The following is a 12,862-nucleotide window of genomic DNA, read 5'->3' as shown; positions in this document are numbered from 1 at the left end:
ACGCAGTTTTTCGCCCGAGGGGCCCGCATCACGGTGTCGCTGACCGTGTTGGCCGTCCTCGGGCTGGCGGCCTGCGACTCCGGCGCGGCCCCCGAGCCGGACGGGACCAGCGGCCCATCGGTGATCGTGCCCGGCGGGCCCGGCGAGGCCAACCGGACCCTGTCCGCCGAGGACGCCGCCAAGCAGCGCGCCGACGACGACTCCCCCAACTCCGCCGACGTCGACTACGCCCGGATGATGATCGAGCATCACGAACAGGCGCTGGAGATGACCGAACTCGTCCCGGACCGCGCCGAGTCGTCGCAGGTGAGGAAGCTGGCCGAACGCATCGAGGCCGCGCAGCGGCCGGAGATCGAGACGATGCGCAGCTGGCTGAAGGAGCACGGGAAGGCCGAGGAGACCGGCGGTCACGACCATGCCGGGATGCCGGGCATGGCGACCGAGGCGCAGTTGAGCAAGCTGCGGTCGGCAGAGGGAAGGGCGTTCGACCAGCTCTTCCTCACGCTGATGATCACTCACCACGAGGGCGCGATCACGATGGCCACCGAGGTGAAGGCGCAGGGCAACAATGTCCGGATCGAGGAGATGGCCGACGATGTGGTGGCCCAGCAGACCAGCGAGATCACGCGGATGCGCGACATGCTGTGAGCGACGAGACGGCCCGGTCGGCGGCGTGTGTGACGCGCGGTCAGGACCTGCGTGCGTGACGTGGGGTCAGGAAGCCGGCGTCGCGGGCCTGTGCGATCAGCCGTAGCGAGCGGCGGCGGCTGTGCCCGGTCGCGCACATCACCGCGAGGACCGGGTCGGCGCCCTCCGCCTGGGCGGCGCGGTACGCCTGCGCGATCAGCCGCCGCCCCTCGATGCCCCGGGGCCAGGCGGGCCGGGCACGACGGGGGCCGTCGGCCGGTTCGTCGCTCGGTTCACAGCTCCAGACATATGGCTCACAAGTCCCGTCCGGCTCCTTCTCCCCGCAGGACTCCCCCACCACCCCGCACGCCTCGAACAGCGGCCCCTGGAGCCACTCCGCCAGCACCGTCAGATCGGCCAGTGACAGCGCCGGCCGCGCCTGAACGTCCTCGATGCGCACACATCCGGCCGCCACGACGGCGAGCGCGTCGACCGTGGCCCCGTCGGCGAAGGCCAGCCGCGCCTGGAACCACGCCGTCACCCCGTCACCGTCCCGCACCTTCCACGCGGGCCACACGGACACCGCACCGTCCTCGGGACGGCGATCAGAAAGATTAAGAAAGGATGCTTCGAGCACACACGGAACGTAACCGCATGATCACACTCCATTCGGTGGGACACGCGTCCCGTTCTCCGCCCGGCACCCTGTCAGCGGAGCCACGGCGGTGCAATGCTGGAGCCATCAGCGACCTCCTGTGATGCACCGGACGATCCCCGGTGACCCACGGGACGAAGGAGTTCCGCCGTGCTGCGTGTCGCCGTCGTCGGCTCCGGACCGAGCGGGGTCTACTCCGCCCAGACCCTCGTCCAGCAGGACCCCGCCGTGCTGGTCGACGTCCTGGACCGGCTGCCCTGCCCCTACGGGCTGGTGCGGTACGGCGTGGCGCCCGACCACGAGAAGATCAAGTCGCTGCAGAACAACCTGCGGACGGTGCTGGAGCACGAGCGGGTGCGGTTCCTCGGCAGCGTGCAGGTCGGCACCGGCGGCGTACCGGCCGCCCGGCTGCGGGAGCTGTACCACGCGGTCGTGTACTGCGTGGGCGCCGCCACCGACCGGCATCTGGGGATCCCCGGCGAGGACCTGCCGGGCAGTTTCTCGGCGACCGAGTTCGTGTCCTGGTACAGCGCCCATCCGGACGCCGTGGCGGACGGTTTCGTGCTCGGCGCGCGGTCGGCCGTGGTCATCGGCGTGGGGAACGTCGCCGTGGACGTCACCCGGATCCTGGCCCGCGGCGCGGCCGAGCTGAGCCCCACCGACATGCCGCAGGCGGCGCTGACCGCGCTGACGGCGAGCCGGGTGAACGCCATCCACATGGTGGGGCGGCGTGGCCCCTCGCAGGCCCGGTTCACCACCAAGGAGCTGCGTGAGCTGGGCGGTCTGCCGGACGCCGAAGTGGGTGTGGATCCGGACGAGTTGGCGCTGGATCCGGCGTACGTCGACCCGTCCGCGCTGCCGGCCGTGCAGCGCCGCAACGTGGAGGTGCTGCGCGGCTGGGCCACGGAGCCGTCGAAGGGCCTGCCGCGCCGGATCCGGCTGCGGTTCTTCCTGCGCCCGGTGGAGCTGCTGGCGGACGGCGGGCGGGTCGGCGCGGTGCGGTTCGAGCGGACGCTGCCGGACGGGCGGGGCGGGGTGACGGGGACGGGCCGGTACGAGGACATCGAGGCCCAGCTGGTGCTGCGATCGGTGGGCTATCGCGGAGTGCCGCTGGAGGGACTGCCCTTCGATCCGGCGACCGGCACGGTGCCGCATCTGGCCGGGCGCGTGCTGCGCGGCGGCGTCGTCGCGCCGGGCGAGTACGTGGCGGGCTGGATCAAGCGCGGCCCGACCGGCGTCATCGGCACCAACCGCCCGTGCGCCAAGGAGACGGTGCTGTCGCTGCTGGAGGACGCCGCCGTCCTCGTAGGCAAGGACGTCCCGGACGATCCGCTCGTCGCACTGCGGGCCGAGGGGGTCGAGCCGGTCGAGTGGTCGGGGTGGCGGGCCATCGAGCGGGCGGAGGCGGAGCTCGGGGCCTCGCTCGGGCGCGGTGTGGTCAAGTTGCCGGACTGGGAGTCGCTGCTGGCGGCGGCGCGCGGGACGGTGTCGTAGCAGAGCCGTGCCCGGCAGGTGGCCGGGACACACGGCGGCAACACACCGGAAATCAACAAACTGTTCAAGGCGCATACGGTCTGGGGCTGTTCGGATGTTTCCGCCCACCCGCCGCTCTGGAGTGCCCATGGCATCGACCGCGCCCGTCCATCCCGTCGACGAGGTCCCGCCCGTTCGGCAATTGGCCGCTTTCGGGTTGCAGCATGTGCTCGCGATGTACGCGGGCGCGGTGGCCGTGCCGCTGATCGTGGGCGGTGCGATGAAGCTGCCGCCCGCGGACCTGGCGTATCTCATTACCGCGGATCTGCTGGTGTGCGGGATAGCCACGCTCATCCAGTGCGTCGGTTTCTGGCGGTTCGGCGTGCGGCTGCCGATCATGCAGGGCTGTACGTTCGCGGCGGTGTCGCCGATGGTGCTGATCGGGACGACGGGCGGCGGACTGCCCGCGATCTACGGCTCGGTGATCGTCGCGGGCCTGGCGATCGTGCTGCTGGCGCCCGTGTTCGGGCGGCTGCTGCGCTTCTTTCCGCCGCTGGTCACCGGCACGGTGATCCTGATCATCGGTGTCTCGTTGCTGCCGGTCGCGGGCAACTGGGCGGCCGGTGGCGCGGGTTCCGCGGATTTCGGGGCGCCCAAGAACCTGGCGCTGGCCGCCTTCGTGCTGGTGATGGTGCTGGGTGTGCAGCGGTTCGCGCCGGTGTTCCTGAGCCGGATCGCGGTGCTGATCGGGATCGCGGTGGGGCTGGCGGTGGCGGTGCCGTTCGGCTTCACGGACTTCGGTGGCGTCAAGGATGCCGACTGGGTGGGGATCAGCACGCCGTTCCATTTCGGTGCGCCGACGTTCGAGGTCTCGGCGATCGTGTCGATGCTGGTGGTGGCCTTGGTGTGCATGACCGAGACGACCGGTGACTTCATCGCCGTCGGCGAGATGACCGGGCGCAAGGTCGAGCCGCGCTCACTGGCGGACGGACTGCGCGCCGACGGGCTGTCGACCGTGCTCGGCGGGGTCTTCAACACCTTCCCGTACACGGCGTACGCGCAGAATGTGGGCCTGGTCGGCATGACCCGGGTGCGCAGTCGCTGGGTCGTCGCGGCGGCGGGCGGCATGCTGGTGCTGCTCGGGCTGCTGCCCAAGCTGGGTGCGGTGGTGGCGGCGATTCCGGCGCCGGTGCTGGGCGGCGCGGGGCTGGTGATGTTCGGGACGGTCGCGGCGAGCGGCCTGCGGACGCTGGCCGAGGTCGACTTCAAGGGCAACCACAACCTCACAGTGGTGGCCGTGTCGGTGGCGGTGGGTGTGCTGCCGGTCGGGGTGCCGACGATCTACGACCGGTTCCCGGACTGGTTCCAGACCGTCATGCACAGCGGGATCAGCGCGGGCTGCCTGACCGCGATCGTACTCAACCTGCTCTTCAACCACCTTCCCGCGAAGGGCGGTTCAGCCGGCGACGCCGAGTCGGGCGGCCTGCCTGTCGGCGGCGGCGAGCAGGCTGTCGAGAAGTCCCGGGAAGAGAGCGTCTAGGTCGTCGCGGCGCAGGCCGTTCATCTTGGCCGTGCCACGGTAGACCTGCCGGATCACGCCGCTCTCCCGCAGCACCCGGAAGTGGTGCGTGGTCGTGGACTTGGTGACCGGCAGGTCGAAATGCGAACAGGAGAGCTCGTCTGCGCCGGCGGCGAGCTCGCGCACGATGCGCAGCCGCATCGGGTCGGAGAGCGCGTGCAGCACGCCCTCCAGCCGGATGTCCTCGCGCGCCGGGTGTGGCAGGGCTCGGCTGCTGGTGGTGGGGGCGGCGGCCGTCACGACGTGCTCCACTTCGTCCGGGAACCTCCATTGTACGAGAACACTCGTAGTTTGACATCCACCGTACTACGAGGTCTATCGTACGAGTCGACCACCGGTCCCGTGACGAATGGAGTCCGCCGTGAGTGCGCTCTTCGAGCCCTACATCCTGCGCGATGTGACGATCCCCAACCGGGTGTGGATGCCGCCCATGTGCCAGTACTCGGCCGCGCCGACGGGGCCCGATACCGGTGTGCCGGGCGACTGGCACTTCGCTCACTACGCCGCCCGCGCGGCCGGCGGTACGGGGTTGATCATCGTGGAGGCGACGGGGGTGAGCCCCGAGGGGCGGATCTCGCCGCAGGACCTCGGCATCTGGAACGACACGCAGGTCGAGGCGTTCCGCCGGATCACGCGGTTCCTCGTCTCGCAGGGGACGGTGCCGGCGATCCAGCTCGCGCACGCCGGGCGCAAGGCGTCGACCGGCCAGCCGTGGAAGGGCGGGGCGCCGGTCGGCCCGGAGGCGTACGGGTGGCAGCCGGTGGCGCCCAGTGCGGTGGCGTTCGACGAGCGGCATCCGGTGCCGAGTGAGCTGACGGTCGCGCAGATCCAGGAGGTCGTCGGTCAGTTCGTGGACGCGGCGCGGCGGGCGCTGGCGGCCGGTTTCGAGATCGTGGAGATCCATGGCGCGCACGGCTACCTGATCAACGAGTTCCTCTCGCCGCACTCCAACCATCGCACCGACGCGTACGGCGGCTCGTACGAGAACCGGACCCGGTTCGCCCTCGAAGTCGTCGACGCCGTACGGGAGGTATGGCCGGACGACAAGCCGCTGTTCTTCCGCATCTCGGCGACGGAGTGGCTGGAGGAGGGCGGCTGGACCGGGGACGACACCGTCCGCTTCGCCCGGGAACTCCAGGCCCACGGCGTGGACCTCCTGGACGTCTCCACCGGCGGCAACGCCTCCGGCGTCCGCATCCCGACGGGCCCCGGCTACCAGGTCCCGTTCGCGGCCCGCGTGAAGGCCGAGACCTCGCTCCCGGTCGCCGCGGTCGGCATGATCACCGAGGCCGAGCAGGCGGAGAAGATCATCACCAACGGCGAGGCGGACGCGGTCCTGCTGGGCCGCGAACTCCTGCGCAACCCGTCGTGGGCACGGCACGCGGCGCGGGAGCTGGGGGGCGAGGTGCGGGTGCCGGACCAGTATCACCGGTCGGTGTGAGGCGGGTGGGGCGGCCGAGCTGGGCCGCCCCGACTACGGGAAGGCCCGGCGCGTTCGACTGCGTCACGCACGCGGCCGCGCTGCCGGTGAGAGGTGGTGGGCGGCCGGAGGCTGGAGGCTCAGCCACTCCAACTGCGGTGAGGCGGTGGGCGGCCGGAAGCTCAGCCACTCCAACTGCGGTGCGGCGGTGGGCGGCCGGAAGCTCAGCCGCCCAACTGCCAGGAGGCCCAGCCCGCAACCGCGCCACGCCCGCCCGCCACCCTGTCAGCGCAAGGCGGTGAGCGGCCGGAGCTGGGCCGCCCCCGACTGCGAGAAGCCCCTGGCCCGTTCGGCCGCACCACGCGCGCCCACCGCCCTGTCAGCGCGATGCAGTGAGCGGCCGGAAGCCCAGCCACCCCAACTGCGAGGCACCTAGCCCGGTCGGCCGTACCACGCACGGCCACCCCGCGCGCCGAGCCGGCGCCGCCTCCCCGCGCCCGTCACCTACCAGTGCGCCCACAAGCGCCCCCGAGACCCGCAGCGCGCCCCCTACTGCCCCAGCCGCACAACCGCCCGCTCAATGTGCGGCAGCGCCCGCTGGCCCGTCACCGCCAGGGCGATGGCTGCCAGGACGCCGCCCCAGGCGATCGGGCCGAGGGGGATGCAGCCGAGGGCCTGGCTGACGCCCGGGGTTTCGACGAGGGCGACCAACGCCACGGCGGACCCGAGGACCGTGACGCGGACCAAGGGGCTTTCGCGGCGGTCGGCGAGGGTCTGGGCGAGCTGGGTGCCGACCACGGCGCACAGGGCCATCGTGGTGGTGCGGCGCGCCGACCCGGGCGTGAAGCGGCCGATCAGCCAGGCCGCGACCGCACCGAGGCATGTGGTCAGCGCCCGGTGCCGGATCTGCCGCATCAGCGGCGTGCCGAGCAGCGTCGTACCCAGCGGCCCACTGCCCGCGCTGGCCTCCTCGCGCACGTCCTTCTGCGGTGTGACCGCCACCGCCATCGCCGGGAACAGGTCCGTGAACAGGTTCACCAGCAGCATCTGACGGGTCGACAGCGGCGCGGTCCCACCGAGCAGGCTGCCGACGATCCCGAAGCCGACCTCGCCCGCGTTGCCGCCGATCAGGATGGCGACGGCGTCGGCGACGCTGTGCCACAGGGCGCGGCCCTCGGAGACCGCCTCGACGAGGACCGTCATGTCGCCGTTGGTGAGCACCAGGTCGGCGGCGTTGCGGGCGGCCGCCGAACCACGGGCGCTGATGCCCACACCGATGTCGGCGGCGCGGATGGCGGCCGCGTCGTTGGCGCCGTCACCGACCATGCCGACCACCCGGCCGGAATCCATCAGCGCCTCGATGACCTGGAGCTTCTGCTCCGGCGCGACCCGGGCGACGACACCCACGTCGTGCAGCATCCGCGCGCGTTCGGAGCGGTCGGCGGCGGCCAGTTCGTCGCCGGTGACCACGTCGGTGTCCTCCGGCCAGCCCAGCTGGACGGCGATCGCACGAGCGGTCTGCGGGTGGTCGCCGGTCAGCATGACCGGTCGTACCCCCGCCTCGCGCAACCCGCGCACGAGCGCGGTCGACGACTCGCGCGGTACGTCGGCCAGCGCGAGCAGCCCGGTGAACTCCAGCCCCTTCGGCGGCTCTTCGCAGACCTCGGCGTCCTTCTCCCCGTCGGCCAGCGGCCGTTGGGCCACAGCGAGCACGCGCAGTCCGTCCCGGGCCAGGTCGTGGGCCTGGTCGTAAGCGTCGTCGGGGACGTCACGGCAGGCCGGCAGCACGGTCTCCGGCGCGCCCTTGACCACCAACACCCGCTTGCCGTCGCCCGCATGGCCCACGGCACCGGCGTAGCCGCGGCCCGCCTCGAACGGCCGGCCCTCGGTCTGCACCCACGCGGGGTCCCGCCCGGCCGCGGTCAGGACCGCCTCGTCGGTGGCGTGCACCGGCTTGTCGGGGCCCTCCTCCGGCTGCGGACAGGCCCGTACCGCGACCAGCATGGTCTCGGTGTCCGCGGCCTCCTGCGGCGTACGGGCCGTTCCGTCGGCGTGGGTCACGCGGACCAGGCGCAGCTTGTTCTCGGTGAGGGTGCCGGTCTTGTCGAAGCAGACCGTGTCCATCCGGCCGAGCGCCTCCAGCGTGCGCGGCGCCCGCACCAGGACGCCCCGGTGGCTGAGCCGGCGCGCAGCCGCCAGTTGCGCGACCGTGGCCACCAGCGGCAGCCCCTCCGGAACGGCTGCCACCGCCACCGCCACGCCACCGCTGACGGCCTCCCGGATCGGCGCGCCGCGCAGCAGCGACAGGCCGGTCACCGCGGCCCCGCCCGCCATGGTCAACGGCAGTGCCTTGCCGGTGAGTTCCTGCAGCCGCGCCTGGACGCCCGCGGCCGGGGGCTTGCGGGCGGCGAGGTGCACGGCCCGGGCCGCCTCGGTGCGCTCGCCGGTCTCCACCACCACGGCCCGCGCCTGTCCTGCGACGACGGTCGTGCCCTCGAACACCATGCAGCGGCGGTCGGCGACAGCCGCCTGCGGCGTGGGCTCCGTCTGCTTGTCCACGGGCAGGGACTCGCCGGTCAGCGCCGACTCGTCGACCTCCAGGCCGTCCTCCCACAGCAGGCGCGCGTCGGCCGGTACCACGTCGTCGGCCTTCAGCTCGATCACGTCGCCGGGGTGGAGCCGGGTCGCGTCCACGGTCCGTGCGCCCATCGCGTCGCCGTTGGTGACGCGGGCCTTCTGTTTCTGCTCGGCGACCAGCCCGGACAGCGCCCGTTCGGCGCGCAGCCGCTGCACACCGCCGACCAGCGCGTTCAGATCGAGGGCGCCGACGACCAGCAGGGCGTCCACCACGGAGCCGAGGATCGCCGACGCGGCCGAGCCGACCGCCAGCACGGGCGTGAGCGGATCGTCCAGTTCGCCGCGCACCGCCCGGCCGAGCTGGAGCGTCCAGCGGACCGGCTCCATACCCGGGGCACGTACAACGGTGCCCGCCGCCTTGCGGACCCGGCCGGTGGCCGCGGCGACGGCCGTCGCCGGTTCCTCCGCCCGGCGTGCCAGCCTCTTTTGTACGTCGCTCACCTTCAGGGCGTGCCATGGGACCCGCGGCCTGGGGTGCGGCGCACGGGCCGCCGCCACGCCGACCGCCGAGCGCGCCCCGCCCAGCAGGGCGAGGGTGGCGCCGATGTCGACGGGCGCGTGCCGCAGGCCGATGAGCGGCATCCGGGCGCCGCCCTTCGCCTCGCCGACGGCGACCAGCAGCCCGGACAGCGCGGCGCCGGACCGGGCCAGGACCTGCGAGCGCCGGCCGACCCTGCGGGCCACGGGCACCGCCCTGAGCAGCCGCCACACGTCGGCCAGTCCGCCCGGCGCGACCAGGTCGGCGCCCCAGGCGACGGCCGCGTCCCCGTCTGCGAGCGCGACGGCCACGTCCCCGGCGAGCAGCCCGGACAGCACGCCGGTGTCGTCCGAGGAGGACGGCCTGGCCACCGTGATGACGCCGCCGCGGCCCCGCAGCCGGTCCACCACCTCGTGGGGCGCCCGGTCGGCGGGGACGATGTGGTCCGCGAGGGCGGTGAACTCGCCCAGCGCCGGATCGGCCACCACCACGACCCGCAGCCCAGCGCGCCGCGCCGCGTCCAGGACGGCCTCGGCCCACGGGTCGGCGCTGCCGTCCGCGCTGTGCAGGGCGCTCGGATGCAGGAAGACCGTGCGGGCCGTCTCCAGTTGGCGCAGCCGGTCCATGTTGCGCACCAGCACCCCGGTGCGGGCCAGCGCGCAGCCGAGCACCGCGTGGAAGGCGGCGGGGCCGTAGCGGGCGGCCTTCGGCGAGCCCGCGAGGACCGCTTCGGCCGCCTCGGCGCCGCTGTGCTTGACCAGCAGCGTCACGGCGGCGCCCACCACGCTGCCGGTCTCGGCGTGGACGGCGTACGCCTGGGCCGGTGCGGTGCGCAGCGGCGGGCGTGGGAAGCGGTGTGCCGCCACGTCGTCCCGTCCGGGCCGGCACACCTGGTCGTGCACCGAGTCGAACGCGGCCGCGCGCGCCACCGCCTCCGCGAGTTGGAGGGACCGCAGGGCGCCGTCGAGCACCAGGGACGTCGGGGTCTGCCCGGCGCCGTGCGCGGCCGCGTTGGCGACCGCCAGGATCAGGTCCGTGCGGGAGGCGCCGAAGCGGGAGCGCAGCCAGCCGCGGAAGCGGGGGTTCTCGCGCAGCAGGGTCACACCCGCGGTCACGAACCGGGGCGAGGGCGGCAGCCGCATCATGGATCCGGTGACCGCGGCGACGATGCCCGCGGCGTCGGCCACGATCGCTGCGGACACGGTCCGCACCGCGGCCGGGTCGCCGGGGTGCGCGAACTCCTCGACCGCGTCGTCGGCGGGCGTCAGTCCGTGCCGGTCGGCGAGTTCGTTCGCCCGTTCCAGCACCCGGTCGGTCAGAGCCGTCTCGGTCGCGGCGACCACCAGCCGGGCCAGGCCGCCGTCCCAGTAGGCGTAGGCCACGTCCGGGTGCTCGGCGAGGGCCTCGGCCATCCGTCGCGCCGCCCGCGCGGTGGCGCCGGCCCGTTCGGCCTGGTCCGCCCGCTCCGGCTCGGTGGCGGCCCGCAGCGCGAGATGCACCCGGCGGCCGGCCCGCCAGTGGCGCCCCCCTCCGGGCAGCGCCCCACGTGCCACCCGCGACACCCGCACCATGGCCTCCGCGCCGCGCACCCCGGCACGCGCGGTTCCGGCCACAGCACCGGCGGCCGCTCCCACCGCGGGCGCGGTGCCGCGCACCAGCAGGCGCGGCCCGGCCATGACGATGTCGGAGACGGCCGCCGATGAGCCCGTCAGCAACCAAAGCCCCATGTCACGCCCTTTGCTCGTATGTCCGGCGGGTCGGGTGGCCGGCCTCCGGCCCGCCTGTCCTCATCCGCCGCTGGTGGTCGCCTTGCGCCGGCTGCTGCTGGTCGTGCTCCGCCCGCCGGCTGCTCCCGACTTCCCAGCGCTGGACGTCGTACGCCTGCTCGTGGACGTCGTACGCCGGCTCGCGGTCGCCGACTTCCCGCGGCTGGACGTCGTACGCCCGGCCGTGGACGACTTGGCCGCCGCCGTCTTGCCGCCGTCTGTCGTGGTGGCTGCCCCGTTGCCCTCGTGCTTGGGCTTCGGCTGGGTCAGCCAGGCCACGCCCGCCACCGTGAGGGCGACAGGCCACTCCACCACGCCCGCGACGCCGAGGATCCCGGCCCCGGTGTACACCGCCACGCGACGGCCGCGCGGCGACACGGTGCCGACCGCGTCCAGCGCACCACCGGCCGCCTTGGTCACCATCCCGGCCCCGGGCATCCTGCGCAGCGCCGTCACGGGTGCGCGCAGCGGTGCCGGGAGCTCGGGCGAGGTCTTCTGCCGTGCCATGACTCTCACGCTCCCTGGCAGATCCATGTTTCACCCCGCCGGGTTCCCTTGATACGAGGTGTCACCCACGCGAATGACGGAAACTAGGGCAAACGGGGGCATGGGACCTTACGGCAACCTCGGGAAGCCGGGCGTGGAAGCTCGCGGATTCTTCGGCCACGGTGCCATGCCGGGGGTCAACCGGTCGTGCAGGCGGTCCCGTTGAGCGTGAAGGAGGTCGGCGGCCCGTCGGCCCCGGTATGGCTCGCCTGGTAGCCGATGCTGACGCTGCCGTTCGGCGCGATCGTGCCGTTGTACGCGGCGTTTGCCGCCGTCGCCGTTCCGGTTCCCGGGGTGTACGTGGCGCCCCAGCCGTTGATGATCGCCTGGCCGGTGGGCAGGGTGAAGCCCAGTCGCCAGCCGTCGATCGCCGTCGTACCGGTGTTGTTGATCGTCACCGAGGCCGTGAGGCCGGTGTTCCAGGCGTTGGTCGTCGCCGTCACCCGGCAGGCGCCCGGCTGAGGCTGGGGAGCGGGACCGCCGGCGTCCAGGCCGAAGAAGGTGAGCACGCGGGAGCCCATGCCCCAGGCGTAGAGGTTGTGACCGACGCCCTGGAGACTGATGGCCTCGACAGGGGCGCGCTCACCGGTGCCGCCGTAGCGGGTGCGGGTCCAGCCGGTGGCGGGCGAGTCGGTGGCCGCCGGGGTCCGGCTCACGCCGTGCACATCGGTCCACTGCTTGATCTCCTCGGCGAAGTTCGGGTACCGCAGCACGTCGTCCTCGGTGCCGTGCCACAGCTGCATCCGAGGCCTGCGCCCGGTGTAGCCGGGGTACGCGCCCCGGACCAGGTCGCCCCACTCCTGGGGAGTGCGGGACACGGTGCCGCCCGCGCAGGCGCTGTTCCACTCGGATCCGTCGGTGGTGGCGAAGCAGCCGAAGGGGACACCGGCGAACGCGGCGCCGGCCGCGAACACGTCCGGGTAGACACCCAGCAGGACGTTGGTCATCATCGCGCCGGACGAGATGCCGGTGACGTAGACCCGGCTCGGATCGGCGTCGTAGGCCGTCGTCACCCAGTCGACCATCGACTTGATGCCGACCGGATCGCTGCCGCCGTCACGGCGCAGCGCCTGCGGCGAGGACACGTCGAAGCACTTGCTGGCCCGGGTCACCGACGGGTAGACGACGATGAAGCCGTAGCGGTCGGCCAGCGAGGCGTACTCCGTACCGGAGTACATCGCCGGACCGGAACCCGTGCAGTAGTGGACGGCGACCAGGACCGCCGGGTCGGGCGTGACGCTGTCGGGGACGTACAGGTACATCCGCAGGTTGCTGGGGTTGCTGCCGAAGTCGGTGACCTCGGTGAGCGCCGCAGTGGGGGCGGCGGGGCGCGCGGAGGCCTGCGGGGGTGCGAGGAGCAGAACGGCGAGCAGCAGCAGGAGCGTTCCGCAGAGCGCGACGAGCAGCGAACGCGGTGGTCTGCGGGTGGCGTTGCCGGTGGTGGTGGCGGGCACGTGGTCGTCCCTTCGGGATGCGTCGGCAGGTCATCGAACGCCGTATCGACGGAGCAGCGCTGAGGGAGCACCGGGCAGTGACATGCACACGGCCGCCATGGAAGCGCTCCCACATGCCACATCCGGCCGCTCTTCAGGCGCGCCAGGGGTGGCCGAATGTCTTCTGCGCAAACCGTTGACTAGAAAGCGCTTGCCCCCTACGTTCCGTCCAACAGGCTGACCGGCTG

The 12,862-nt window shown here is 73.1% G+C and carries 9 protein-coding genes; 4 read left to right on the top strand and 5 right to left on the bottom strand.

Features of this window, described 5'->3' with window-relative positions:
* Window positions 1-33 precede the first annotated feature (33 nt).
* Window positions 34-648 (top strand): DUF305 domain-containing protein, encoded by a 615-nt coding sequence (locus SSP24_RS13660; protein ID WP_373306718.1) that lies wholly within the window; start codon window positions 34-36, stop codon window positions 646-648.
* A 40-nt stretch (window positions 649-688) separates the two neighbouring features.
* Here SSP24_RS13660 and SSP24_RS13655 read toward each other — a convergent pair whose 3' ends face one another.
* Entirely contained in the window at window positions 689-1,210 is a 522-nt protein-coding gene (locus SSP24_RS13655; protein WP_141309781.1) for a DUF6214 family protein, read from the bottom strand.
* A gap of 222 nt (window positions 1,211-1,432) precedes the next feature.
* On the opposite strand from SSP24_RS13655, the gene SSP24_RS13650 reads away from it, so the two are divergent.
* Both SSP24_RS13650 and SSP24_RS13645 read left to right on the top strand, forming a co-directional pair.
* A complete protein-coding gene (locus SSP24_RS13650) occupies window positions 1,433-2,776 on the top strand; it encodes an FAD-dependent oxidoreductase (RefSeq protein WP_141309780.1) in 1,344 nt (447 codons plus the stop codon).
* 127 nt (window positions 2,777-2,903) lie between these two features.
* A complete protein-coding gene (locus tag SSP24_RS13645) occupies window positions 2,904-4,295 on the top strand; it encodes a nucleobase:cation symporter-2 family protein (RefSeq protein ID WP_141309779.1) in 1,392 nt (463 codons plus the stop codon).
* On the opposite strand, the gene SSP24_RS13640 is transcribed toward SSP24_RS13645, so the two are convergent.
* The gene (locus SSP24_RS13640; RefSeq protein ID WP_141309778.1) at window positions 4,212-4,574 is read right to left on the bottom strand and encodes an ArsR/SmtB family transcription factor; all 363 of its coding nucleotides are present in this window, start codon (window positions 4,572-4,574) and stop codon (window positions 4,212-4,214) included. The two genes, SSP24_RS13645 and SSP24_RS13640, sit on opposite strands and share 84 nt — an antisense overlap.
* A 121-nt stretch (window positions 4,575-4,695) precedes the next feature.
* Between SSP24_RS13640 and SSP24_RS13635 the strand changes: the two genes are divergently transcribed.
* Window positions 4,696-5,775 carry an NADH:flavin oxidoreductase/NADH oxidase gene (locus SSP24_RS13635; RefSeq protein ID WP_141309777.1) on the top strand — a complete coding sequence of 360 codons (1,080 nt, stop codon included), beginning with the start codon at window positions 4,696-4,698 and terminating at the stop codon, window positions 5,773-5,775.
* Window positions 5,776-6,303: 528 nt separating this feature from the next.
* Here the strand turns inward: SSP24_RS13635 and SSP24_RS13630 are convergent.
* The 3 genes from SSP24_RS13630 to SSP24_RS13620 all read right to left on the bottom strand — a co-directional run bounded on the left by SSP24_RS13630 (window position 6,304) and on the right by SSP24_RS13620 (window position 12,635).
* Window positions 6,304-10,596, bottom strand: coding sequence for a cation-translocating P-type ATPase (locus SSP24_RS13630; protein WP_141309776.1), 4,293 nt, complete (start codon window positions 10,594-10,596; stop codon window positions 6,304-6,306).
* A gap of 60 nt (window positions 10,597-10,656) precedes the next feature.
* Complete coding sequence (locus SSP24_RS44035; protein WP_229865344.1) at window positions 10,657-11,142, bottom strand: hypothetical protein; 486 nt, start codon at window positions 11,140-11,142, stop codon at window positions 10,657-10,659.
* 176 nt (window positions 11,143-11,318) lie between these two features.
* Complete coding sequence (locus SSP24_RS13620; protein ID WP_373306717.1) at window positions 11,319-12,635, bottom strand: extracellular catalytic domain type 1 short-chain-length polyhydroxyalkanoate depolymerase; 1,317 nt, start codon at window positions 12,633-12,635, stop codon at window positions 11,319-11,321.
* Window positions 12,636-12,862: the final 227 nt, after the last annotated feature.

Source organism: Streptomyces spinoverrucosus (assembly GCF_006539505.1).
GTDB classification, from domain to species: domain Bacteria; phylum Actinomycetota; class Actinomycetes; order Streptomycetales; family Streptomycetaceae; genus Streptomyces; species Streptomyces spinoverrucosus.
Note: the sequence above shows the minus strand (reverse complement) of the source record. Positions and strands in the feature narration are given on the sequence as shown.